Origin of the sequence: Billgrantia sulfidoxydans, from assembly GCF_017868775.1 — a bacterium.
GTDB classification, from domain to species: domain Bacteria; phylum Pseudomonadota; class Gammaproteobacteria; order Pseudomonadales; family Halomonadaceae; genus Halomonas; species Halomonas sulfidoxydans.
Window position 1 is genome coordinate 4,092,470 of sequence record NZ_CP053381.1, and the last position, 24,208, is coordinate 4,116,677.

Annotated in this window: 19 protein-coding genes and 2 pseudogenes; 6 read left to right on the forward strand and 15 right to left on the reverse strand. The window is 65.8% G+C overall.

The genetic code is table 11. From position 1 onward, the window contains the following. Nucleotides 1-21 precede the first annotated feature (21 nt). The 4 genes from HNO51_RS18990 (at nt 22) to HNO51_RS19005 (ending at nt 4,611) form a co-directional block, all read left to right on the forward strand. Nucleotides 22-1,044, forward strand: a complete 1,023-nt coding sequence (locus HNO51_RS18990; RefSeq protein ID WP_209538091.1) for a TRAP transporter substrate-binding protein — start codon at nt 22-24, stop codon at nt 1,042-1,044. Nucleotides 1,045-1,257: 213 nt separating this feature from the next. Further along, nucleotides 1,258-2,028 (forward strand): crotonase/enoyl-CoA hydratase family protein, encoded by a 771-nt coding sequence (locus tag HNO51_RS18995; protein ID WP_197448717.1) that lies wholly within the window; start codon nt 1,258-1,260, stop codon nt 2,026-2,028. 10 nt (nt 2,029-2,038) lie between these two features. After that, entirely contained in the window at nt 2,039-2,824 is a 786-nt protein-coding gene (locus HNO51_RS19000) for a 3-hydroxyacyl-CoA dehydrogenase (protein WP_209538092.1), read from the forward strand. A 2-nt stretch (nt 2,825-2,826) separates the two neighbouring features. Further along, on the forward strand, nt 2,827-4,611 hold the full coding sequence (locus tag HNO51_RS19005) for an acyl-CoA dehydrogenase (RefSeq protein WP_209538093.1): 1,785 nt from the start codon (nt 2,827-2,829) through the stop codon (nt 4,609-4,611). 146 nt (nt 4,612-4,757) lie between these two features. Here HNO51_RS19005 and HNO51_RS19010 read toward each other — a convergent pair whose 3' ends face one another. The 8 genes and pseudogenes from HNO51_RS19010 to HNO51_RS19040 form a co-directional block, all read right to left on the reverse strand. Next, the gene (locus HNO51_RS19010; protein WP_197448720.1) at nt 4,758-5,822 is read right to left on the reverse strand and encodes a hypothetical protein; all 1,065 of its coding nucleotides are present in this window, start codon (nt 5,820-5,822) and stop codon (nt 4,758-4,760) included. 126 nt (nt 5,823-5,948) lie between these two features. Further along, on the reverse strand, nt 5,949-6,461 hold the full coding sequence (locus tag HNO51_RS21095) for a beta-ketoacyl-[acyl-carrier-protein] synthase family protein (protein ID WP_242597156.1): 513 nt from the start codon (nt 6,459-6,461) through the stop codon (nt 5,949-5,951). Nucleotides 6,462-6,489: 28 nt separating this feature from the next. Further along, nucleotides 6,490-7,047: pseudogene (locus HNO51_RS21100) on the reverse strand (thiolase family protein); the annotation flags it as partial. 104 nt (nt 7,048-7,151) lie between these two features. Further along, the gene (locus HNO51_RS19020) at nt 7,152-8,717 is read right to left on the reverse strand and encodes an acyl CoA:acetate/3-ketoacid CoA transferase (protein ID WP_209538094.1); all 1,566 of its coding nucleotides are present in this window, start codon (nt 8,715-8,717) and stop codon (nt 7,152-7,154) included. A 123-nt stretch (nt 8,718-8,840) separates the two neighbouring features. Then, nucleotides 8,841-10,139 (reverse strand): TRAP transporter large permease, encoded by a 1,299-nt coding sequence (locus HNO51_RS19025; protein ID WP_209538095.1) that lies wholly within the window; start codon nt 10,137-10,139, stop codon nt 8,841-8,843. A 5-nt stretch (nt 10,140-10,144) separates the two neighbouring features. Continuing rightward, nucleotides 10,145-10,663, reverse strand: coding sequence for a TRAP transporter small permease (locus HNO51_RS19030; RefSeq protein ID WP_209538096.1), 519 nt, complete (start codon nt 10,661-10,663; stop codon nt 10,145-10,147). A gap of 60 nt (nt 10,664-10,723) precedes the next feature. Beyond that, a complete protein-coding gene (gene dctP, locus HNO51_RS19035) occupies nt 10,724-11,857 on the reverse strand; it encodes a TRAP transporter substrate-binding protein DctP (protein ID WP_209538097.1) in 1,134 nt (377 codons plus the stop codon). 234 nt (nt 11,858-12,091) lie between these two features. Continuing rightward, nucleotides 12,092-13,930 (reverse strand): annotated as a pseudogene (locus tag HNO51_RS19040) (feruloyl-CoA synthase); the annotation flags it as partial. Between the two features lie 334 nt (nt 13,931-14,264). Here HNO51_RS19040 and HNO51_RS19045 point away from each other — a divergent pair. Then, on the forward strand, nt 14,265-14,723 hold the full coding sequence (locus HNO51_RS19045) for a MarR family winged helix-turn-helix transcriptional regulator (protein WP_209538099.1): 459 nt from the start codon (nt 14,265-14,267) through the stop codon (nt 14,721-14,723). Between the two features lie 182 nt (nt 14,724-14,905). On the opposite strand, the gene HNO51_RS19050 is transcribed toward HNO51_RS19045, so the two are convergent. The 5 genes from HNO51_RS19050 to HNO51_RS19070 all read right to left on the reverse strand — a co-directional run bounded on the left by HNO51_RS19050 (nt 14,906) and on the right by HNO51_RS19070 (nt 19,881). Continuing rightward, nucleotides 14,906-15,814, reverse strand: a complete 909-nt coding sequence (locus HNO51_RS19050; RefSeq protein ID WP_209538100.1) for a SphA family protein — start codon at nt 15,812-15,814, stop codon at nt 14,906-14,908. A gap of 66 nt (nt 15,815-15,880) precedes the next feature. Beyond that, nucleotides 15,881-17,347 carry an aldehyde dehydrogenase family protein gene (locus HNO51_RS19055; RefSeq protein ID WP_209538101.1) on the reverse strand — a complete coding sequence of 489 codons (1,467 nt, stop codon included), beginning with the start codon at nt 17,345-17,347 and terminating at the stop codon, nt 15,881-15,883. A 28-nt stretch (nt 17,348-17,375) separates the two neighbouring features. After that, a complete protein-coding gene (locus HNO51_RS19060) occupies nt 17,376-18,926 on the reverse strand; it encodes an FAD-binding oxidoreductase (RefSeq protein WP_209538102.1) in 1,551 nt (516 codons plus the stop codon). Between the two features lie 30 nt (nt 18,927-18,956). Next, nucleotides 18,957-19,505, reverse strand: coding sequence for a hypothetical protein (locus HNO51_RS19065; RefSeq protein ID WP_209538103.1), 549 nt, complete (start codon nt 19,503-19,505; stop codon nt 18,957-18,959). Nucleotides 19,506-19,509: 4 nt separating this feature from the next. Continuing rightward, nucleotides 19,510-19,881, reverse strand: coding sequence for a c-type cytochrome (locus HNO51_RS19070; protein ID WP_209538104.1), 372 nt, complete (start codon nt 19,879-19,881; stop codon nt 19,510-19,512). 375 nt (nt 19,882-20,256) lie between these two features. Between HNO51_RS19070 and HNO51_RS19075 the strand changes: the two genes are divergently transcribed. Further along, entirely contained in the window at nt 20,257-21,924 is a 1,668-nt protein-coding gene (locus HNO51_RS19075; RefSeq protein WP_209538105.1) for a sigma-54-dependent Fis family transcriptional regulator, read from the forward strand. A 79-nt stretch (nt 21,925-22,003) separates the two neighbouring features. Here the strand turns inward: HNO51_RS19075 and HNO51_RS19080 are convergent, their stop codons facing one another. Both HNO51_RS19080 and HNO51_RS19090 read right to left on the reverse strand, forming a co-directional pair. Then, nucleotides 22,004-23,455: an aldehyde dehydrogenase gene (locus HNO51_RS19080; RefSeq protein WP_209538106.1), complete on the reverse strand. Its 1,452-nt coding sequence runs from the start codon at nt 23,453-23,455 to the stop codon at nt 22,004-22,006. A gap of 181 nt (nt 23,456-23,636) precedes the next feature. Beyond that, nucleotides 23,637-24,197 (reverse strand): thiamine pyrophosphate-binding protein, encoded by a 561-nt coding sequence (locus HNO51_RS19090; protein WP_242597157.1) that lies wholly within the window; start codon nt 24,195-24,197, stop codon nt 23,637-23,639. Between the last annotated feature and the right edge of the window lie 11 nt (nt 24,198-24,208).

The following is a 24,208-nucleotide window of genomic DNA, read 5'->3' on the forward strand; positions in this document are numbered from 1 at the left end:
TAACGACAAGAGGAAGACCCCATGACACCCAGCAAGACCGTGAACCGTATCGCCCTTTCCAGCGCACTGGCCGCCGCACTCGTCGCCATGCCCTCCCTGGCCGAGGCGACCACCCTGCGCATCGCCCATGTCTGGCCCGGCGGATCGTTGATCGACCGCGAGCTGTTCCAGGCCTGGGCGGAGAGCGTCGAGGCAGCCTCCGAAGGACGCCTCGAGGTGGAGGTCTACCCCAGCCAGACCCTGGCCAAATCCGACAAGACCTACGAGAGCGCCGTCACCGGCGTCGCCGACATCGGGGCCTCGGCGCAGGGCTACAACGCCGGGCGCTTTCCGCTGACCCAGGTGGCCGAACTTCCCGGCGTCTCGGCCAGCAGCCGCCAGGGCTCCTGCATCCTGCAATCGCTCTACGACCAGGGGCACTTCGACGAGGAGTACTCCGACACCCGGCCGCTGTTCCTGTTCACCACCGGCCCCGGCTACCTGCATACCAAGGAGCGCCTGATCGAGACACCTCAGGACCTGGAGGGGCTGCGCCTGCGCCGTCCCACGCCGGTGGTCGGCGATATGTTCAACCGCCTCGGCGCCCAGGCCGTGGGCATGCCGGCCCCGGATGTCTTCACCGCCATGCAGCGTGGCGTGGTGGATGGCCTGAGCTTCAACTGGGAGGGCATGAAGACCTTCCGCCTCAACGAGCTGGCCAACTACCACACCGAGGTGCCGCTCTACGACCTGTCGCTGTTCGCCACCATGAGTCAGCGTACCTACGACAGCCTGCCCACGGACCTGCAGCAGGTGATCGACGACCATAGCGGCCTGGAGTGGTCGCTGCGCGCGGCGGCGGTCTACGACGAGCTGATTCGCCAGGGGCGCCAGGACGCCGAGCAGGCCGGCCACGAGTTCCTGGTCATCGACGACGCGCTTGAGCATCCCGAGTGGGGCCCGGTACTGCAGCAAACCATCGACGGCTACCTGGAGGAAGTCGGCGGCGAGGCCGGCAATATCTACGAGGCGGCAATGGCCCTGCGGGCCGAGTGTGCTGCCTGACTGTCACGTCGAACGTCTTATCCCTCCCATTACGGCGGCCCTCGGGCCGCCGTTTTTCGTTTCGTCCCACGCCGAAGCTCACACTAGACCAAAGGCGTATCAACCAGAGAATGATCCGCCGGGGGTAGTGCTGCAGCCTCTATACTGTTTATACTCACAACAGTATTTAAGGACAACAAGCGCTCAGCCTGCCGAATGACTGCCGAGGCCCTCATGACCGAAACACTCGTCAAGACGACTCTGGACGACACCATCTACACCATCACCCTGGCGCGGCCCGAAAAGCGTAACGCCATCAGCGACCGCCTGCTCGGCGCTCTGGAAGAGGCACTGAGTGCCATCCCCAAGGAGACCCGGGTCATCATCCTTGCCGCCGAAGGCAAGCACTTCTGTTCCGGCCTCGACCTGGCGGAGCACCAGCATCGCGAGCCCTTCGGCGTGGTGCAGCACTCCCGCAGCTGGCATCGCATCTTCGATCGGTTGCAGCACGGCGGCCTCCCGGTGGTCACCGCCATGCAGGGCGCGGTGATCGGGGGCGGCCTGGAGCTGGCCAGCGCCACCCATGTGAGGGTCGCCGAGAGCAGTACCGTTTACCAACTGCCCGAGGGGCGCCACGGCATCTTCGTCGGCGGCGGCGCTTCGGTGCGGGTCGCCGGCATCATCGGCGCCAGCCGCCTGTGCGAGATGATGCTGACCGGCCGCGTCATGGCAGCCGAGGAGGGCCAGCGCCTCGGACTTTCCCACTACGTGGTCGGCGACGGCGAGAGCCTCGACAAGGCCCGTCAGCTGGCCTCCCGCATCGCCGAGAACGCGCCCATGGCCAACTGGGCCATGGTGTCGGCCATCTCGCGCATCGACAACATGGCCAGCGACGACGGCCTGTTCGTCGAGTCGCTGACCGCCGCCCTGACCCAGACCAGCCCCGAGGTCGCCGAGCGCATCGGCAGCTTCTTCAAGCGGAAGGGCCAGGGACCACGCACCTGAGGAGAGCATCATGAAATTTCAGGACAATACCTTCATCGTCACCGGCGGCGCCTCGGGGCTTGGCGAGGCCACCGCGCGCGCCCTCCACGATGCCGGCGGCAACGTGGTGATCGCCGACCTCAATGCCGAACGCGGCGAGGCGTTGGCGAAAGAACTGAACGCAAGGAGCGCCACCGACCGCGCGCTGTTCCGGCGCACCGACGTCACCAGCGAGGCCGATGCCCAGGCCGTGGTGGCGCTGGCCGTGGACACCTTCGGCGGCCTGCAGGGGCTGATCAATTGCGCCGGGGTCGGCGACCCCGCCAAGGTGGTCGACCGCCACGGCGAGCCCCTGCCGCTCGAAGCCTTCTCCCGCATCGTCAACATCAACCTGATGGGCAGCTTCAACATGCTGCGCCTGGCCGCCGCCGCCATGGCCAAGGGCGAGCCCCAGGCCGACGGCGAGCGCGGGGTGATCATCAACACCGCCTCGGTGGCGGCCTTCGACGGCCAGATCGGCCAGCCCGCCTATGCGGCCTCCAAGGGCGGCATCGTCGCCATGACCCTACCCATCGCCCGGGAGCTGGCACGCCACGGTATTCGCGTCATGACCATCGCCCCAGGGCTGTTCAAGACCCCGCTGATGGATGCCCTGCCTGAGGAAGCCCAGCAGTCGCTGGCTGCGTCCATTCCGTTCCCCAATCGTCTGGGCGAACCCGACGAGTTCGCGCGCCTGGCCTGCCATATCGTCGACAACCCCATGCTCAACGGGGAGACAATTCGGGTGGATGGGGCGATTCGTATGGCCCCACGTTAACCATGCTCGATTACCAAGCGCCGCTGCGCGATATGCAGTTCATCCTCGAGGAGCTGGCCGGTCTCGAGCGGATCGGCGAGCTGCCCGGCTGCGAGGACGCCTCGCCGGATCTGGTCAGCGCCGTGCTGGAGGAGGCCGGCAAGTTCGCCGCCGGCGTGCTCGCGCCGCTCAACCCGGTCGGCGACCGCCAGGGCTGTCGCCTGGAGGATGGGCAGGTGGTCACCCCCGAGGGCTGGCAGGCGGCCTATGACCGGTTCCGCGAGGCCGGCTGGATCGGCTTATCCCTTCCCCCTGAGCATGGTGGCCAGGGACTGCCCAAGCTGGTCTCCACCCCGGTGTGGGAGATGTGGTTCTCCGCCAACATGGCCTTCGCCATGCTGCCCCAGCTCAACGTGGGCCAGACCGAGGCGCTGATGATCGCCGCCAGCGAGGAACAGAAGGCCACCTGGCTCGCAAAGATCGTCAGCGGCGAGTGGGCCGCCACCATGAACCTCACCGAGCCCCAGGCCGGCTCCGACCTGGCGGCGACGCGCATGCGCGCCGAGCCCGAGGGCGACGGCGCCTACCGCCTGTTCGGCCAGAAGATCTTCATCTCCTACGGCGAGCACGAGCTCACCCCCAACATCGTGCACCTGGTGCTGGCCCGGCTGCCCGATGCCCCGCCCGGCATCAAGGGACTGTCGCTGTTCCTGGTGCCCAAATATTTGCTGGATGATCAAGGCGAGCCGGGGCAGCGCAACGACATCCGCTGCATCGCCATCGAGCACAAGATGGGCATCCACGGCAGCCCCACCTGTACCCTCAGCTACGGCGACGACGGCGGCGCCCTGGGCTATCTGGTGGGCGAGCCGCACCAGGGCCTGGCCACCATGTTCGTGATGATGAACGAGGCCCGCTTCAACGTGGGCATCCAGGGCGTGGCCCTCGGGGAGCGCGCCTATCAGGCCGCCCTCGCCTACGCCCGGGAACGCGTTCAAGGGCGCGATATCGTCACCGGCGAAGTCGGCCGACCGATCCTCGCCCACCCCGACGTCAAGCGCATGCTGGTCTCGATGCGCGCCCGGCTGATGGCCATGCGCGGCCTGCTTTACACTGCTGCGGGCTGGTTCGTCCTCGCCCGCCACCACCCCGATGCCGAGGTCGCCGACAAGCATCGCCGCTACGTCGACCTGCTGATGCCGGTGGCCAAGGGCTGGTGCACCGAGGTGGGCAACGACCTGTGCGACGAGGCGATCCAGGTGTTCGGCGGCATGGGCTTCGTCGAGGAGACCGGGGTCGCCCAGCTGTTCCGCGATGCCCGCGTCATCACCATCTACGAGGGCACCACCGGCATCCAGGCCAACGACCTGCTAGGGCGCAAGATCCTGCGTGAGGACGCCGCCACCCTGCGCGAGCTGATTGCCGATTTCCGTGCGACTGCTGGCCAGCTAGACGGTCATCCCACGCTCGGCGGCCTGGCGCAGCCGCTCCACGACCAGGCCACTCTGCTCGATGAAACCGCCGACTGGCTGCTGGCCCACCGCAGCGACACCGCCGAGCTCTACGCCGGCGCCGTGCCGCTGCTGCACCTGCTCGGCATCGCCTGCGGCGCCTGGCAGATGGCCCGCCTGGCGCTCGCCGCCGAGGCCCGGTACGAGAAAGGAGAGGGTGATGCCGAGTATCTGCAGGGCCTGATCGAACTGTCGCGCTTCTATATGGCCACCCAAGCCCCCCAGGCCCATGCCCACGGCAAGACCCTGCGCCAGGCCGGAGCAATGCTGAGCCGCTTCCCAGCAGCAGCACTCTAGGCCCGCGATTGCGCTTGAGGCTGCTCCAAGACTCGCAGGGGAACTCCCGCCTTTCTCACAACGAAAAGAGGCGAATCATCGAAGGAAGGATGATTCGCCTCAAAGAAACGATCGAAACCGAGCGAAGGAGCCGGCGACAAGCTCCCCTAGAACTTGTACATCGCCATCAACTCCACCTGCTGCCCACCCGGACGCAGCGGCATCGTCGTCGCATTGCGGTCGCGCCATTCGATGCCAAAGTCCAGGTTGGGCAAGTACGTATAGATCAGATTGACGTTGATCATTTCGAGCGTGTCGTCAGCAACGGTCGGCGCCACCTCGTCCGCTTCCACCTGGGCATAGCGGATATTGCCGCGGAACTGCTCATTGAAGCGATGGCTCACCCCCGCCGAATAGCCGGTCGTGCTCACCAGGTCGCCATCGGCATTGACCTCTCCACTCGCAGCCATGCTGATAGGGCTCGTCGCGCCGTTGTAGCCCCAGCCGGAGTAGACGTTGTTGCCTTTCCCCGTGTAGCCGCTCAGGGCAAGCGAGGTAGCACCGAAGTTGAGCTTAGCGGCCAGGGAGAACGCGGCGCCGAATTCCGAATCGTCGATGCCGGTCTCGACCTCCCGCCCGGTGACGGCGGCATTGAAGGCGTGTCCCGCCTCGGTACGATGCGTGTAGGAGGCGACCATGTCCGGGAAGTCGGCATCCTGGTAGACCGGGTCCTGCAGGCTGAAGCGGAATCCACCCGGGGTATAGTGCAGGACCAGATCCGGCCTTACGACCGCGCCGCTGCCGGAGACAGTACCGACACCGGTACCGTAGAAGTCGAGGATCTCCACATCGAATGGCGCGTTGGCAAAGAACTGGCCGGTCCAGGTCTGACCGAGGGTGAAGTCGTCGACCTGGATGTAGGCATGGCGCAGTCGCATGGCGTAGCTGGTGTCCGATGTATCCGTCGCATTGTCCCAGAAATCGCCCTCGATGAAGCCCGTCACGCTATGGCCCTGAACGTCCTTGTCGACTTTGAAGTTGATGCGCGACTGGCGAGCGCTCGCATCGAAGTTCCTGTCTCCCCCATCGGGATCGGTAAAGATTCCCTCTGCCTTGACATAGCCTCCGATGCTGAGATTCGCACCGCCGAATTCACCCAGCTCGAGGGCATAGGCCTGTGCGGAAATGGCTGAAAGCGCGACCGCCATGGCCAGTCTTTTTTTATTCATCATCTTGTTCAGTCTCCGTGTTGTTCTAGTTCGATAAATGCTGCTTTCTACTTCATGTCCCTTGCGCTCTTGCTTGCACACCCGCCGATCCCTCGGCGGGCGCTCCCGGTTGGAATGACCGGAAAGAACTCAGCCCACCTTGACGATCAGGGCCGCCGCCGAATCGCCGGCCGCACAGCCGGTGACCAGGGCGTAGCCGCCGCCCTTCAGCGCGGTTTCCTCGATGGCCTCGATCAGCAGGCGTGCCAGCGTCGGCGCCTGGGGGTGTCCGTAGACCAGCGAGGTGCCGTAGTTGTTGAAGGTGTTGGCGTCGAGCCCCAGCGCCTTGGCCAGGTGCAGGTCGTTGGCGATGAACGGCGAGTGGTTCTTGACCGTCTTGATCTGGTCGAGGGTCAGGCCGGACCGCTCGAGCGCACGCTTGACCGAGGTGGCCGGCGCCATGGGCATGTGGGCCGGCTTGGTCCGGGCATGGCCGTAGGCCACCACCTGGACGGCCAGTCGGGGATCGGTGCTGAGCTCGGCGGCGCGCTCGCGGGTGGTGACGACGATGCCGGCGTTGGCATCGGCCGGGTGGGTCTGGGCCCCATAGGGTATGAATGCCGTCGGGTTGCACCGCTCGCAGCCTGGCCAGGCCCTCGGCACTGGTCGCGGTCACGCCCTCGTCGGCCTCGACGAGCTTGGTCTCCTTGCGCGAGACCACGACCTCGACGGGGAACATGTAGCGCTTCTGGAAGGCGCGGTCGTCGGCCAGCGCCTCGGCGTACTGCTCGTAGCGGCGCAGGGTCAGTTCGTCGGCCTGCTCGCGGCTGAAGCCATGCTCGCGCGCCACGTTCTCGGCGGTGGTCAGCATGTCCTTGCCGGTGGCCGGGTCGGCGGCGATGTTGTCCATGTTCCAGTTCTCGGCGATCACCTCGCCGCCCGGCCCGTTGGGGTTGGGCCAGATGGTATGCGGGCCGTTGGAGGGGCGGTCGGCGAGCAGGCAGTAGGTGGTGTCGAAGCTGCCGGCGTCCACCGCCAGGGCGGCATTGAACACCGCCGTGGTGGCGGTGGCGCAGGCCTGGGTGATGTTCTGGCCCGGCGCCTGGCCGGCGCCCATCATGGCCGCGGCCCAGGGCGCGCCGTAGAAGATCGATTTCTGCCCCACCGACACCCCCAGGTAGAGGTAGTCGATGAGCGTGGGGTCGATGTCGCGGCTGGCGAACCAGCGCTTGCTGGTGGCCGCGCCCAGCTCGATGGCATTGACGTTGGCCAGGCTGCCCATCCACTTGCAGAAAGGCGTGGTGTAGTAGCCGCCGTAGGGAATGTAGGCGTTCTTGAACATGTCTTTTCTCCTCAATGCTCAGGCGCGTGCAGATGCTCGCGCAGGCCACCCCACCGGGGCTGGAAGAGCGCCGCCGGCATCTCGCGCAGCTCGCTGGCGATGCGCGGCACGAAGTCCATGGCCGCCAGGATGTCGCGCTCGACGTCGAGGCCCGGGGCGATCTCGGTGAGGGTGATTTCGCCGTCGATCAGTTCGAAGACGCAGCGCTCGGTGACGAACAGCACCGGCTTGCCGGTCTCCTGGGCATAGCGGCCGCTGAAGGTGATCTGGTCGACGCGCTGAACGAACTTGCGGCGGTGGCCCTCCTGGCGAATGGCGAGGCGGCCGTCCTCGATCGCCAGCTCGCCGCCGTTGGTGAAGGTGCCGCAGAACACCACCTTGCGGGCGTTCTGGCTGATGTTGATGAAGCCGCCCGGCCCCACCACCTTGTCGCCGAACTTGCTGACATTGAGGTTGCCCTCGTGGTCGGTCTGGGCCAGGCCGAGGAAGCAGACGTCCAGCCCGCCGCCGTCGTAGAAGTCGAACTGGTAGCCGTGGTCGATGATCGCCTCGGCGTTGTAGGAGGTGGCGAAGTCGCCGCCACTGGCGGGCACACCACCGTAGGTGCCAAGCTCGGTGGTCAGGGTCATCAGGTCGCTGACACCCTCCTCGGCGGCCACGCTGGAGACCCCTTCGGGCATGCCGATGCCGAGGTTGACGATGCCCCCCGGCACCAGCTCCATGGCGGCACGCCGGGCGATCACCTTGCGCGGATCCAGCGGCAGCGGCTTGATGCCGCCCAGCGGCATCCTGAGGTCGCCGGACAGCGCCGGGTTGTAGGTGGTGGTGATGGTCTGCATGTGATGCTCGGGCTCGGCCACCACCACGTAGTCGACCAGGTCGCCCGGCACCTTGACCTGCTTGGGGTGCAGGCTGCCCTGGGTGGCCAGGTACTCCACCTGGGCGATGACAATGCCGCCGCTGTTCTTGGCCGCCTGGGCCATGGAGAGCTGCTCGAGGAGCAGCGCCTCGCGCTCCATGCTCAGGTTGCCGCGCTCGTCGGCGGTGGTGGCGCGAATCACCGCCACGTCCACCGGAAAGGTGCGATAGAGCAGCCACTCCTCGCCTTCGAGTTCGACCAGCTTGACCAGCTCCTCTTCGGCGGCGGCGTTGGCCTTGCCCCCCTCGAGGCGCGGGTCGACGAAGGTGCCCAGCCCCACCTTGCTGATCACGCCGGGCTTCTTGCCGGCGATGTGACGCCACAGATGCGCCAGCACGCCCTGGGGCAGCAGGTAGCCCTCGACGCGGTTCTCGCGGATCAGCTCGCCCATGCGCGGCGCCTGGCCGGTGTGCCCGCTGATCAGCCGCCTGACCAGGCCGGCATGGCCCAGGTGATTCATGCCGCGGGTCTTGCCGTCGCCGCAGCCGCAGCTGTGCGCCACGGTGAGGTCGCGGGGCGCGCCGGTCTCCAGGAAGCGCCGCTCCAGCGCGATGGCCACGGCCTCGGCGAAGCCGCTCAGGCCGGCGGTCGTCCAGATGACGGTGTCGCCATCCCGAATCAGGCCCGCCGCGGTGCTGCTGTCGATGATCTTGTTCACTCTCTCGGCCCTCCTTGGGGAGGCATTTAACATTGAAGATTAAATATATTGTTATATAAACAAACAAATTGATTCGAATTTAGCCCGCCAGTGGCGAGCGTCAGACGCTCGCCCTCTTGCGTATCAACCGCCGGTCAATACCAGTACGATCTGGGGATAGAAGACCACCAGCGCGACGACCACGATGTCGGCCACCAGAAAGGTCGACACGCCACGGAAGATATCCATCAGCGAGGCGTACTGTCCCGCCACGCCCTTGATCACGAAGATGTTCATGCCCACCGGCGGGGTGATCATGCCGATCTCGAGCAGCTTCACCAGCAGCACGCCGAACCAGATCAGGCTCACGTCGTAGAGTTCGAATACCGGCAGCAGTACGGGCAGGGTCACCAGCATGGCGCCGAAGGGCTCCATGAACAGCCCCAGGAAGAGGTAGATCAGCACCACCACCAGCATCAGTTCGAGATAGGAGAGCTCCCAGCCGGTCACCGCTCCGGTGATAAAGCCGGCGAGGCCGCTCAGACTCAGGAAGAGAGTGAACATGCTGGCCCCGACGCCGATGATCAGCAGCGCCGAGGTGGTGGAAAGGGTCTCGAGCAGCGCGGCCTTCATGGCCCGGCCGTTCAGGCGCCCCAGCACCAGGCCGATGAGGATCGCCCCGGCGGCCCCCACCGCCCCCGCCTCGGTGGCGGTAAAGAACCCCGAGAAGAGGCCGCCGAACACCAGCACGCCCAGCACCAGCACCGGCCAGATGTCGAGCAGCGCCTGTCGGGCGGTGATGTCGCGGGACCCCACGGCCTCCCGCGGCACGATGTCGGGTCGCCACCAGCTGACCAAGAGAATCACCAGGCTGTAGCTCAGCGCCGTCAGCAGACCGATGGTGATGCCTCCCAGGAACACCTGCGTGATCGAGACCTGGGCGAACACGCCATAGACGATCATCAGGATGCTGGGCGGGATCAGCGCGCCGATGGTACCGCCGGCGGCGATGGTGCCGCAGGCGAAGCTCGGCTTGTAGCCGCCGCGCACCATCTCGGGAATGGCGATGCGCCCCATGGCCGCCGAGCAGGCCACGCTCGAGCCGCTCACCGCGGCGAAACCGGAGCTGGCCACGATGCTGGAGATCGCCACCCCACCGGGCAACCAGCGAAACACCACCTTGGCGGCACTGAAGAGGCCGTTGGTAAGGCCGGTGTGGTAGCAGACGAAGCCCATCAGCAAAAACATCGGCACCGCGCTGAGCGTCCACTTGGCGATGAACTCGTAGGGCGTCGAGGAGAGCATGCCGATGGCGGTGCTCCAGCCGAACATCACCGTCATGCCGCCCAGCGCAACCACGACCAGCGAGAGCGCCACCGGCACCCGCAGCGCCAGTAGCAGCATCAGGATGGCGAGGCCGTAGAAGCCGACGTCAACGGACATGGAAATCACCTTTCATCTGGCGTACCGGAAGGAGGGGCTGTATCTCTGAGCAGGAACGGCAGCCGCACCACACAGACCACCGCCGCCAGGGCGAAGGCGACGGGCAGGGCGAAATAGGTCGGCCAGACCGGCATGGGGAAGTTCAGCGACATCACGTAGGAGCCGATGGCGTACTGCTCCATGGCCTTGCCCCAGGTGGCCACGGCCAGGACGGCATAGACCGCGGCCGAGAGCAGCGACACCAGCACATCGGACAGGCGCACCAGCCAGGGCTTCATCAGCCCCTCCAGGGCCTCCACGGCAATCATCTCCCGGCGCCACTCCACCCACCCCAGCGGCAACAATGCCAGGGTGATCAGGTAGTAGCGGGTCACCAGCTCCACGGTGGCGGGGATCGACACGGACAGCGTGGCGCGCAGCAGCACATCGAGGGTGATGTGGATCACCATCAGCAGGATGCCGAGCGTCCCCAGCAGGGCCAGACCGACGGCGGCCCGATTGGTGAAGCGGTAGAGCGCATCCATGACGAGTCTCCGTGAGAGGCGTTACCGAATGCCGGCATGCCGGCATTCGGAGACGTGGTATCAGGTCCCGTAGGTGGAGAAATCCACCCCGTCCCAGATCTCGCGGTTCATGGCCTCGGCCACCGCCTCGGGATCCGCGCCAACCTCCTCGACGATAGCGTTCCACTTCTCCACCAATGATTGGAAGCGCTCGATCTTGGCCGCCGCATCCTCTACACCGTGGCGGCTCTCCGCCTGTTCAGCGGCATAGACCAGGTCTTCCTCGAGGAAAGCCTCGATGGCCTCCAACAGTTCGGGCTCGGGCTCCAGCATCTCGATACCGTTTTCGAGTGCGACCTCACGAGCCTCGTCGGCCATCTCGTAGCCCCAGCGCTGGGTGATGGCGGCGGATGCCTCGACCGAGGCGTGGACCAGGGCCTCACGCTGCTCGGCAGAGAGAGAACCCCAGGCCTGCTGACCGACCGCATGGGAAATGGTGCTATGGAACGTGCCCAGCTCGACATCAGTGACATAATTCAGCACGTCATCCAGCCGGAAGGAGATGATGTCGGCAATGGAAGCGATGGTGCCTTCGATCACCCCTTGGGAGAGCGATTCGTAAGTCTCCCCTACGGGGATAGAGGCCGGTGACACGCCCACCGATTCGGCCCAGCGGGAATACTGGGGCCCGCCCACTCGCATGCGCAGCCCCTGGAGATCATCGAGGGAGCGTACCGGCTCGGTGCTCAGTATGCGGTAGAGATCCGAGGCATGGGAGCTGGTGTAGACGATGCCCAACTGTTTGAGCTCTTGCTGACATTCGTCACAAGTGACGATGTACTCGGTCACCGCCGCGCCCATGGCATGGGGATTGGTGCCCAGGAAAGCCAGGTCGCCGACCAGGTTGATCTCTGGCAGGTCGGCCGGGAAATAGGCCGGCAGGAAGAGCCCCACCTCTACCAAGCCACTCTTGATGGCATTACGCATGTTGCCGATGTTGGCCACCTCGGTTCCCAGCAGGTTGCCCGTCAAGTCGCCATCGGTCTTCTCGGCCAGACGCTCGGCGAATTCGGTGAACATCGGATCGTAGGCAGGATGCGCCGGCGGCACCCCGGGGGCCATGCGCAGATCACGGGCCTGGGCCTGGACGGTCAGCGCCAGGCTACCGGCGGTAGCGACGACGGCAAGAGACTTGAGCAGCGTGCGACGTGTCATGGGGATACCTCAGCGGCTTATATTTGTTTGTGTATAAAACAATGGTCTTCATCATCTATCTGATGACCGATTATAGTCCAGTCAGCAACCTCTCTCGATACCCGACTTTGGTATAGGCATCGTTACTCGCCGGCTAGCGCGTTTCACCAGACACAGGGGGTCCATCCCAGACCTTGGCATTGGGAACATTTGCGGCTAGGGCGCGCCGCGCGGGGTAACTGAATGAATCGGCTTTCAATCCAACCGCAGCACACTCGGCGGCGGTGGCTCGCGATAAAGCGCCTCGACGATGGCGGCCCGGTTCTCCAGCACGGCCCGCTGGTTGATCGAGCCCTTGTCGGTGATCTCGTGGGCATCCAGGCGCGGCGGCTCGTCGAGCAGCACCAGGCGCCGCACCCGGGTGGAGCTGCCGGTGCTGTGGGCGTCCAGGTCCCGCAGCATCTGCAGGAAGCGCTCGTGCACCGGCTCGCTGGCCAGTACCGTGGCGGCATCGATTTCGCTGCCCAGCCCCGCCAGCTCACGGCACTTCTCCAGGTCCGGGAACACCATGACCGCCACATAGGGCCGGTCGAGCCCGGCGATCACCACGTCCTTCACATGGGGGGCACCGGCTTCGATGATGCGCGCCCGCAGCGGCCCGACGCTGACCCAGGTGCCGGTATCGAGCTTGAAGTCCTCGGAGATGCGCCCGTCGAAGCGCATGCCGCGCTGGGGGTCGTCCGGGTCGATGAACTTGACCGCATCGCCCAGGCAGTAGAAGCCTTCCTCGTCGAAGCTCCTGGCGGTGACCTCGGGCTGGCGCCAGTAGCCCGGCATCACGCTGGGCCCTTTCACCCGGCACTCCAGCTTGCCGCCGTTGGGCACCAGCTTGATCGTCACCCCGCGCGCCGGCAGGCCCACCACGCCGGAGCGGGACTCCTCCAGCGAGGCGAACATCGCCGAGGGGGCGGTCTCGGTGGCGCCCAGGCCGGTCAGCATGCCCACCTTGCAGCCCAGGGTCTGGATGGCAAGGCGGTCGAGTTCGTCCCAGATGTGCTGGGAGAGCCCCGCCGCGGCGAAGAACATCAGGTTGAGCCGGGAGAAGAAGGTCTCGCGCAGGGCATCCTCGCGCTTCAGGTAGTCCACCAGGATCTCGAAACCCTTGGGCACGTTGAAGTAGACGGTGGGGGCGATCTCGCGCAGGTTGGCGATGGTCTTCTCGAACTCGCCCGGCACCGGGCGGCCGTCGTCGATATAGAGGCTGCCGCCGTTGTAGAGCACGATGCCGACGTTGTGGTTGCCGCCGAAGGTGTGGTTCCACGGCAGCCAGTCGACCAGAACCGGTGGCTCGTCTCGCATGAAGGGCATCAGCGAGGCCAGCATCTCCTGGTTGGCGCAGAGCATGCGGTGGGTATTGATGACGCCCTTGGGCATGCCGGTGGAGCCGGAGGTGAACAGGAACTTGACGATGGTGTCGGGGCCGACGGCCGCACGGGCCTCCTCCACCGCCGCCGTCACGGGGGTATCCAGCAGTTCGTCGAAGGTGCCCATGGGGAAGCCTTCGGCCTCTACCGCCACACAGCCGCAGTCGGCCAGCTGCACCGCCGCCAGGGCGGGGGCGAAATCCTCTGCCTTGTCGACCATCAGCAGGCCCGGCGTCAGCAGCTCGACGATATGGCGCAGCTTGCCGTAGTCCCGGCTGACCAGCGAGTAGGCCGGCGAGACGGGGGCGAAGGGAATGCCCACATACATTGCCGCCAGCGACAGCAGCAGGTGCTCGATGGAATTACCGCTGAGGATGGCCAAGGGCCGCTCGACGCTCAAGCCGTGGTTCAGCAGCCCTTGCGCCAGGCGGCGTACCCGCGCCAGGGTCTCGGCATAGCTCAGGCGCTGCCACTCGCCGGCACCGTCGCGCCGCGCCACGAAGGTACGCTCCGGCGTCTCGTCGGCCCAGCGCTCCAGGCACTCGAGCAGCGTATCGGGGTAGTCGCCGAGGGGTTCCTCGACAGTGAGAAGTCGGGTTCCATCATCGCGCAGGATCAGCTTGGCAGTGGCAGTGCCCAGACGGACATCGCGAAAGGAGGAAGACATGGGCGCTCCTGCTGTTTGTGATCGTTGTCAGGATCGAAAGGGGCATCTCGCTACCCTCGGCATGGGAGCCTTGGTAACATGGAGTCCAGTATTTTTTTAAACTGTTGTCATGTCAAACATTTTGCTACCATAACATTATTCTTCGGGAACCGAAGAAAGGCGGAATAAGCATTCGGCATCAAAAAGATACGCTCATAACGTCGTGTCGCCGTGACGATTCTCACGGCCGAGACACGACTAAAGTTGGAGACCGTGACAGGCCTCGCCGTCCGGTATCCGATAGGCTGTTTGCTGCTTGCCGCCTCGTGGCTCACCCAACCTCAGGGCCGACCAACCTATGAGCAACGACGACCAGAACGGTATCGATTACTCCATGCTGCAGTCCCGCCTCGGCTACAAGCTACGCCGGGCGCAGCTCGTCTACTTCGACGTGTTCTTCGAGGCTTGCGCCCAGGAGGGCATCACACCCGGGCTGTTCAGCATCCTCGCCATCATCTATCACAACCCGGGGCTGACCCAGTCGGCGGTCTCCACCGCCCTGGACGTGGACCGTTCCGCCATGGTGGCGGCCATCGACAAGCTGGAGAGCATGGAGGTGGTGGAACGGCGCAAGTCGAAGAACGATCGGCGCTCCTATGCCCTCTACCTCACCGACAAGGGCAAGGAATTCACCGAGCGGCTCAACCACAAGGTCGCCGCGGGCGAAGACAACTTCGACAGCTTCATGAAAGAAGGCGAGCGCGAGTGGCTGCTCGACCTTCTCGACCGTATCATCGCGGCCCGCAAGGGAGGCTGAGCAGTTCGCGGTAAGAGCTTTCCTGCGGATCAGCGAATGGGCATGCCTCCTTTGTAGGTCACGCCCGCATAGTAGCTTTGGGGAACGCCTCATTCATCGAACACCTCGCCCAGCAACTGCCGAGCGAGGGAATGAACAATGACTCCTTCGGGCACGCCAACGCCGCATAGCCCGAGCGCTGTTTACAGGAACTTGGTCAACTGCAGGCGGAAGGTATCGCCCTCGCTTTCGAGCCCCTTGAGGCCACCCGCCCCGGCATCGTACTCGTGGTAGGCGGCGCCCTTGAGCATCACCCCGGCCGTGGGCCAGAGGTAGCCCGCCTCGACGCCGATGGCATGGCGCTCTGCCTTGTCGCCGGTCGTCGCGCCGTCATCGGCTTCGAGCTGCCAGGCATCGTAGCCCACCAGACCCAGCTCGAGACCACTGGTCAGGCGGTGGCCGATGCCCCACTCCACCAGCCAGCTATCCCCCGGGGTGATGCCTGTGTCGTCCTGCTCGGTCTTGATCTCGTAGCGCGATAGCGCCGAGACGTTCCAGCGCTTCTCGGCATCGAGGTGCCAGACGCCGCCCAGGGTCAGCATGGTGGTACCGTAGCCCTTGCCCACCGAGGCCGGATTGGCGACATCGAAGTCGGCGCTGTCGAACCAGTGGCCGGCGGCGAAGGTGGCGTCCCACTGTTCGCCGTGCCAGCCCAGAATCAGCGGACCGACGAAGACGTCACCGATGCCGTCATCATCGAAGCGCTGACCGCCGGCGATACCCAGCTCGAACTCGATGTCGAGCATCGGCACGATCGCTTCCATCCCGTAGTCGGCGCCGAGAAACTGCTTGCCGGTCATCCAGATGAAGCGATGCGCCAGCGCGGTGACCGAGCCGCTATTGTCGCCGGGCACGGCCGTGCCCGTTCCGTCGTTGAAGTGCTCGACGTCATAGTGGAGCAAGTAGCCGCGGTAGTAGAGGCCTTCGGACGGCGCGGCGGCCGCATTCAGCCCCTCGATCCCCGGCGGATAGTGGCCGTTGACGGCGAGCACAGGCGTGGCGACGAGGCTGGCGCCCAGGGCGGCCAGCCAGACGGTTTTCCGGGTCTGCATCAGGGTTGTCTCTCTTGTTGGGGCGCCTCGCCGCTAGTCGGGAGCGGCGAGGCGGAGTATCGCGGTTCAGAACGGATAGGTGCGCGGCGTCTGCTGGACGCTGACCCAGTGGTCGGTGGTGAACTCCTCGATGGCCCAGCCGCCGTTGAAGCGGCCGAGGCCGGAATTCTTCTCGCCGCCGAAGGGCACGTGGGCCTCGTCGTTGACCGGCATGTCGTTCACATGGGTCATACCCGCCTTGATGCCCTGGGCGAAGCGTAGCCCGCGCGCCAGGTCGCCGCTGAACACGGCGCTGGAGAGGCCGTACTCGGTACCGTTGGCAAGCGACAGCGCATGGGCCTCGTCGCGCGCCTTCTGGATGCCCACCAGCGGGCCGAATATCTCCTCGCGGCTGATCTCCATCTCCGGCGTGACATCGCCAAAGACGTGGGGCGGCACCAACTGGCCCTCGATCTCGCCCTCCAGCAGCACGGTCGCGCCCTCTCGCTTGGCGATGTCGATCTTGGCCTCCAGCCCCTCGCGCTGCTTGGCGTTGATCACCGGGCCCACCACGGTGGCCATGTCGTTGGGGTCGCCTACCGGCAGCCCCTTGACCTTCGCCACGAAGCGCTCGACGAAGTCGTCATACAGGGGCTCGGCGACAATAATGCGGTTGACCGCCATGCAGATCTGGCCCTGATGAAGGAACTTGCCCATGGCCGCGGCGTTCACCGCCTGGTCGAGATCGGCGTCGTCGAGCACCACGAAGGGGCTGTTGCCGCCCAGCTCCAGCGAGACCTTCTTGATGTGCTCGCCGCCGCTGGCGATGCGGCCGATGCCGCGGCCCACCTGGGTGGAGCCGGTGAAGGAGATCAGTCGCGGTACGTGGTGCGCGACGAAGGCGTCGCCGATCTCGCTGCCGGCCCCCACCACCACGCTGAGCAGCCCCTTGGGCAGGCCGGCCTCCTCGAAGATCTTGGCCAGCAGCAGGCCGCCGGTGACCGGGGTGTCGCTGGCCGGCTTGACCACCACGGCATTGCCCAGCGCCAGCGCCGGGGCGATGGAGCGCTGGGAGAGGTGCAGCGGGAAGTTCCACGGGCTGATCACGCCGACCACGCCCAGCGGCTTGCGGTAGACACGGTTCTCCTTGCCCGGCACGTTTGAGGCCAGCGTCATGCCGTGCACGCGGCCCGGCATGCTGGCGGCCTCCTGGGTGATGCCGCGGGCCGCGCCCCACTCGACATTGGCCTTGAGCCGGGTGCTGCCCGACTCGCGGATCAGCCAGTCGACGATCTCCCCCTTACGGGCATCGAAGATCGCCACCACCCGCTGCAGAAGGGCGCTGCGCTCGGCCGGCGGGGTCGCCGCCCACTCGGCCTGGGCTTTTTCGGCCGCGTCGAAGGCGGCGTCCAGATCGCCACGCGTGGCCAGACGAATCGACAGCAGCGCGCTGCCGTCGTAGGGATTGGTCACCGTGGTACGGCGCTCGCTCGATCCCTCGCGCCACTCGCCGGCGAGAGGCTGGAGATGAAAATCGCGGTAAGCGTCACTCATGGCAATAGCTCCATTTCATTCATCGGCCTTAGAGGCGGATGCCCGATTTGCCGGGCGACAGGATGCCGTTGGGATCCAGGGCCCGCTTGAGGGTCCGGTGCACCTCGCGCAGTGGCTCGCCGAAGGTGCCGGCGACCTGCTCCATGAACTCGGTGTTGGTGCGGTAAAGGCCGTAGCCGCGCTTGGCGAACTCGTCGATCAGCTCGGCGAAGCAGTCGTGGGCGCGCTGGGTCTCCTCCGGATCCTCGCGGTTGTAGAGCAGGTCGATGACGTGGTGCATGTCGCGCCAGCCGACGATGTACTCGGCGACGTAGTCGAAGCCGTACTTGCCGAGGATGCGCTGGGCCAGTTCGGTCTGGTCCTTGGTCTCGCTGCCCTTGGCCTGGGACACCGGAGCGAACCACATGGAACCGCCGCCGCCGCGCCAGTTGTAGAGGCCGAACTCCTGCAGGTTCATGTCGCCCTTCATCAGGGCCGAGCGATAGGAAAAGCCGCCGCCGCGCTTCTCGGCCTCCTCGCCGTACATGATTTTGGCCTTGCCGCTCGCGCCGAAGGCCTGCTCGACGATCTTCCAGTTGACCTCGATCTGCTCCGGCGTGCCGTAGAGCGCCGCATAGACGTTCCACTCGCCGATGCCCTCGTCCGCCTTGATGCGCTCGATGGCCTCGCGCGGGATGGAATCGCTGCCGTCGTAGTACTCCTTGCGCGTGACATGGGTGCCCGCGTCCCACAGGGTGTGCACGATGACAACCGCGTTGGGGATGATCTGGGCGATGCGCAGCGGCCGCAGCACCTCGACGATCTCCTCGATGTCTTCCGGGTTCTGGTACTGGATCAGGAAGGGGCGATAGGCCGGCGGCTCGGGCATCAGCCACAGCCCCATCTTGGTGACAATGCCGTAGTTGGACTGGGTGAAGAGCCCGTCTATGTAGGGACCGTAGCCCCACTTGAAGACCTGCCAGGAGCTGGAGTTCTCGATGCCGCCCATGCCGGTGCGCACCACCTCGCCGTTGGCCAGCACCACCTCCATGCCGCACTGGAACATGAAGTGTTCGCCATAGGGGGTATAGCCTACGCCGCGGTCCAGGGTGTTGCCCACCGGCCCGGCGATGGCCGAGGGAGCCGGCGGATCCAACCACAGCTTGAGGTCGTTCTCCTTGATGTAGTCGTAGAGCTGCTGGTAGGTGACGCCGGGCTCCAGCAGCGCCGTGCAGACGTCGGGATCGACGTCGAGAATGCGGTTCATGCGGTGCAGGTCGAGGATCACCTGGCCGGTCTCGCCGGGGGCGGCACTGCCATAGCCCAGGTTCTTGCCTGTGGAGATGGTCCAGATCGGGATCCGATACTCGTTGCAGACCCGCACGATCGCCTGCACCTCCTCGGTGCTGGTCGGCAGCACGGCGGCTGACGGGATGTAGTCGTCGCGGTCGCCGGCCATCATGATCTTGCTGTACGGGGCCAGCCGGTCGCTGTCGATCAGGACCTGCTCGGCGCCTAGGGTCTCGCGGAAACGATCCAGGGCGGCATCGAAATCTGTCTCGGACACGCCCTTGGGCAGAATGCGCTCGTTGGTGCTCATGAAGTCGTCTCTCGTTTGTTCTGTCAGGGACTACAGGCGAACCAGGAAGCTCAGTGCCTCGCCACCAGCCGCATCATTGACATCGGCACGGCGGAGCCTCAGCGCGCTGCGCTGCGCCTCCTGGTTGAGGGCCAGGCGGGCATACTCGCGCCCCAGCGCGGCCTGCCAGCTCTCCGACGCTTCCACCAGGGGTGCCATGATCCGGCCACGATGGCTCAGCAGCCGATGTCCTCCCGGCACATGGCGCCCCAGCGCCAGGATCCGGCCGCGCCCGGCCAGCAGGCTGGTAAGCAGCACCAGGCCGGCTTCATCGGTGACGCCCGCCGCCAGGCTGTCGTTGGGCAGCGCCGCCAGGGCCAGTGGGTCGAAGCCACCCGCATAGCGGGGCACCCAGCCCTTCTGGCGCAGGCCTGCCCCAAGCTCGGCTGCCGAGCGATCATCACCGTAGAGCGTGATCTCGCCATGCACCGCCTCGGCGAGCGAACCGGCCTGGCTTGCCCAGGCGGCGCCCAGGGTAAAGGGGGCCGCGGCACCCACCAGCAGCCCGTTCCTTAGCAGTTGTCGACGTGTCAGCGGCATGGCCTCACTCCTCCTCAGCCGACTCGGCGAAATCGCCCCGCGCCAGGGCCTCGGCCAGGGCGTCGAGTTCGGCATCGCTGATCTTGGCCTCGCGGAAGGCGGGCATGGCGGCGCGGCCGTTGCGCACCACCCCGCGGATATGCTCGGCCCAGGCCTCCCTTCCGGCCTCCGGAACGGCCATGGTGATGGTGGCTGGCCCAACGGCGTATTCGCTGGCGTGGCAGTGGGAACAAATCTGCCGGTAGACCTCGGCAGGCTCGCGCTCCTCGGGCTCTGCCGCGGCGGCCGTCGGCAGCATCAGTGCTCCGATCATGGCCAGGGTCGTGCACCCGAGCGAGGAGAAGCGCCGGCAAGGCGCGATTGTTGTGTTGTGCATGTCAGGTCACCCGTCTGTTCGTCAAGGGCTGGTCACAGCGGAGGCACCGATGCCGAACTCTTATACTTTAGTATAAATCAATAGGTTAGCGTCGGGATCCGCCACAACACCCTGTCAAGAACCGTGCCGAAAACTGAAAAACCTTCCCATGCCACGGCACTACACTGCGCGATGATGAAAAAAGAAGTACGCAGTACGGACTAATGTTCGCAATTTGCCCAACCATATGGTGAACCCTTGAGCATATGGTGATCCCTGACCTCCCACGCCTTTCCCTCACTCACCGAACCAAGTGATATCCTGCTGCAAGCGTCTCCAACCGACCCGAGCCCTATGCCCTCTTCCATCCCCCGCTACCCGAGTGCCCGAGACCTGATGGATGCGCTGCGCTTCCTGCCGGAGGAGGGGCAGATCTGGCTGGGGGAGCAGCGCATGCTACTGATGCCGCTCGCCGCCTCGGCCTTCTTTCGCAAGGAGCTGATCCATACGTTGGGCATGAAGCGAGCTCGGGGTATCTTCATGCGTTTGGGCTACTATTCGGGCCTGACGGACGCCGAACTGGGACATAAGCTTCGCGGCGGTGAGGAAGAGCTGGAGGAGAGCTACCTGGCCGGCCCGCAATTGCATGCCCTGCAAGGTCACGTGCAGGCGATACCGGTCAAGCTCGAGATGGACCTGGGAAATGGCTGTTTCTACAGCGAATTCGTCTGGAAGGGCTCCTTCGAGGTGGATGCCTGGCAGGCTCACGGCCACCAGAGCGAACCGGTGTGCTGGACGCTACTCGGCTACGCCTGCGCCTATGCCAGCCAGTTGCTGGGACGCGAGGTACAGTTTCGCGAGGTAAGCTGCCGCGGTTGCGGCGATGCGGAGTGTCGCATCATCGGTCGGCTGGCCGAGGAGTGGCCCGACCATGCCGCCTTCGCCGAGCAATTCCGGGAGGCGCCGCTGATCGATGAGCTGTACGAGCTGCAGGCACGTCTTGCCACTCTGGAGGAAGACCGGGTGCGCACGCCGGACCAGGACGACTGGGCCCCCATCGGCTCGGCCCCGACCTTCCTGGACATGCTGGCGCTGCTCGACAGCGCAGCGCCGTCGGACGTCCCAGTGTTGCTGCTGGGAGAAACCGGCACCGGCAAGGAGATCCTCGCCCAGCGCCTTCACGAGCGAAGCCAGCGTGCCCGGGGCCCCTTCATTGCGGTCAACTGCGCGGCGATCCCGCCGGACCTGGTCGAGTCGGAGCTGTTCGGCGTCGAGAAAGGCGCCTATACGGGGGCGGTGCAATCGCGCATGGGGCGCTTCGAAAGAGCCGACGGCGGTACGCTGTTCCTCGACGAGGTCGCCGAGCTCTCGCCGCGCGCCCAGGCCGCCCTGCTGCGAGCGCTGCAGGAGCATCAGATCGAGCGCGTCGGCGGGCAATCGGTAAAGCGCGTGGATGTTCGAATCATTGCGGCCACCCATACCGACCTCATGCAACGGGTCGAGCAGGGCATGTTCCGCAAGGATCTATTCTATCGGCTCAACGCCTTTACCCTGGCCGTGCCGTCGCTTCGCGAGCGACGCGAGGACATTGGCCCCCTGGCGGAGCACTTCCTGGCACACTTCGAGCGCCAGTATCAGCGCCGCACCCTGGGTTTCACCGATCAGGCCCGTGCGGCGATGGCGGAGTACCCCTGGCCCGGAAATATTCGCGAACTCAAGAATACCGTGGAACGGGGTTTGATTCTGACCAGTCACCAGAAGCACCTCAGTGAAAAGGCGCTCTTCGGCGACTCCCGAATGCCCGGCATGGAGCGTGACAAGGGACAAGGACTCGATGCGCGTGGCATGTTGACCGCGCCCACCCCGGTAACGGGCGAAGCGGATAGCGTTCACCGCCACATAGCTGCACTGATCGATGCCGGCTTGAGCTTAGAAGATATCGAGAAGGAAATGCTACTGGCAGCGCAGACCGGCAGCGACGGTAACATTACTGCCGCCGCCCGCCGGCTGGGCATGACACGCCCCGCCTATGCCTATCGACTGAAAAAATACGGCCTGCGCTGAGACGCTTCCCCCGCGCATACGCCGGCGGCGGCTCGGCCGGTCGGGGTTGGACCGAGCCAAGCCAGGTGGGCGAGAGCGGCTAGATCGGATAGTGCCGCGGCCCCAGCTGCACCGTGATCCAGCGCAGCTCGGTGAACTCCTCGATACCCGCCTTGCCGCCGAAGCGCCCGTAGCCGCTGGCCTTGACGCCGCCGAAAGGCATCTGCGGCTCGTCGTGCACCGTCGGCGCATTGATATGACAGATGCCCGACTGGATGCGCCCGGCGACCTTGATCGCCCGCGCCGTGTCGCGACTGAACACCGCCGCCGAGAGGCCGTACTCGCTGTCGTTGGCGATACGGATGGCCTCCTCCTCGCCCTCGACCCGGATCACCGCCACCACCGGCCCGAAGGACTCCTCGCTGTAGAGGCGCATGGCTGGCGTCACGCCATCCACCACCGTGGCCGGCATGATCACCCCATCCGCCCGGCCACCCGCGGCCAGGCGCGCGCCGTGGCTCTCGGCATCGTCGAGCAGCGCGTTGAGCTTCTGCCCCGACTCGGCATTGATCAGAGTGCCCAGGGCGTTGCCCTCGCCGCGCGGGTCGCCCGCCTTGAGCGCCGCGGCACGCGCGGCCAGCTTGTCGACGAAGGCGTCGGCCACCGAGGCATCGACGATCAACCGCTCGGTGGACATGCAGATCTGCCCCTGGTTGAAGAAGGCGCCGAAGATCGCCGCGTCCACCGCGGCATCCAGGTCGGCATCGTCCAGCACCAGGAACGGCGCCTTGCCGCCCAGCTCCAGCAGCACCGGCTTGAGATAGTGCGCCGCCTTCTCTGCGATGATCCGCCCTACTCCGGTGGAGCCGGTGAAGTTGATGCGCGCCACCTCGGGATGCGCGATCAGCGCCTCGACCACCTGCGGAGCGTCGGCCGGCGCATTGGTGATCACGTTGACCACGCCCTCGCCGAGCCCGGCCTCGACCAGCACCTCGCCGATCAAGTGGTGGGTCGCCGGGCACTGCTCCGAGGCCTTGAGGATCACCGTATTGCCACACGCCAGCGGCGTGGCCACGGCCCGGGTGCCGAGGATGATCGGCGCGTTCCACGGCGCGATGCCGACCACCACGCCGCAGGGCACGCGCACGCCCATGGCCATGTTGTCGGGCACGTTGGAGGGAATCACGTCGCCCTGGATCTGGGTGGTCAGCGACGCCGCCTCACGCAGCATGCCGGCGGCCACCATCACGTTGAAGCCGGCCCAGCCCGGCGTGGCGCCGGTCTCGTTCACCATTCGCTCAATGAACTCCGTCTGGCGCGCTTCCATCAACTCCGCCGCCTTGAGCAGCTTCATTCGCCGCTCGCCGGGGCCCGTTTGCGACCAGGTCGCGAAGGCGCGGCCCGCGGCATCCGCTGCCGCCTTGGCGTCCTCCACCGAAGCGGCCGCCGCCGTGGTGGTGGCCTGGCCCGTAAAGGGGTTGGCGCGTTCGAAGGTGCGCCCTTGGGACGCAGCCTTGGCCCGGCCGTCGATCAGCAGTTCGAGGGTCGTCATGGGTCTCTCCTTGGCGTTGTTGTTGGCGTCGGCTGCTCTCATTTTCGCCGAAGCCAACCGCCGCATAAGGCAAAATCAGCGGGATTACTTGGACTTTTCCGGGATCCTGCCAGAACTTTAGTCGTGTACGGCACCAGCGATGCCACCCAGGGATGGCGACCTGGCCTGGGCCGGTTGCGCCTCAGCGGGGCTCCACGGGACACTCGTCGCGCAGTTCGAGCGCACGCTGGTAGATCTCGCGCGCATTGTCGAGGCCTCGCTCCTCGAGCCGCTTGAGGTAATTCTCGGTGCCCTCCTCGAGCGGACCTGACCATTCAGGGTCATTGAGTGGGTCTTCGACGACGTGGATGGTATCGCCCTGGGCCACGGCTCTCACCAGCGGCTTGGGCAGCTGCGGCGCCTCCACGTTGGCCAGCATCGACTCCACGCCGATCATCGAGCGCGCCTGCTGCCCGGCGGTGATCACCAGCGGCGAGTGGGAATACCAGGCGTTGGTCAGCGCGCCCATGGCGTTGCCGGTGCCCGCCGCGGCGTGCAGGTTGACGAACGCTGGCCGGCCGCTTGCCAGCGCGTAGCCGTCAGCCATGCCGGCCACCACCCCTTCATGCAGCCCCAGCACGTAGCGAAAATCCTCGGGAAAGCCCTTGAGAAAGGGCAACTCGTTGGAGCCGGGGTTGCCGAAAATGGTGGTAATGCCCTGGCGACGCAGGAGCGAATAGGTGACGGCGTGGACGCTCGGCATGCTCGATTCCT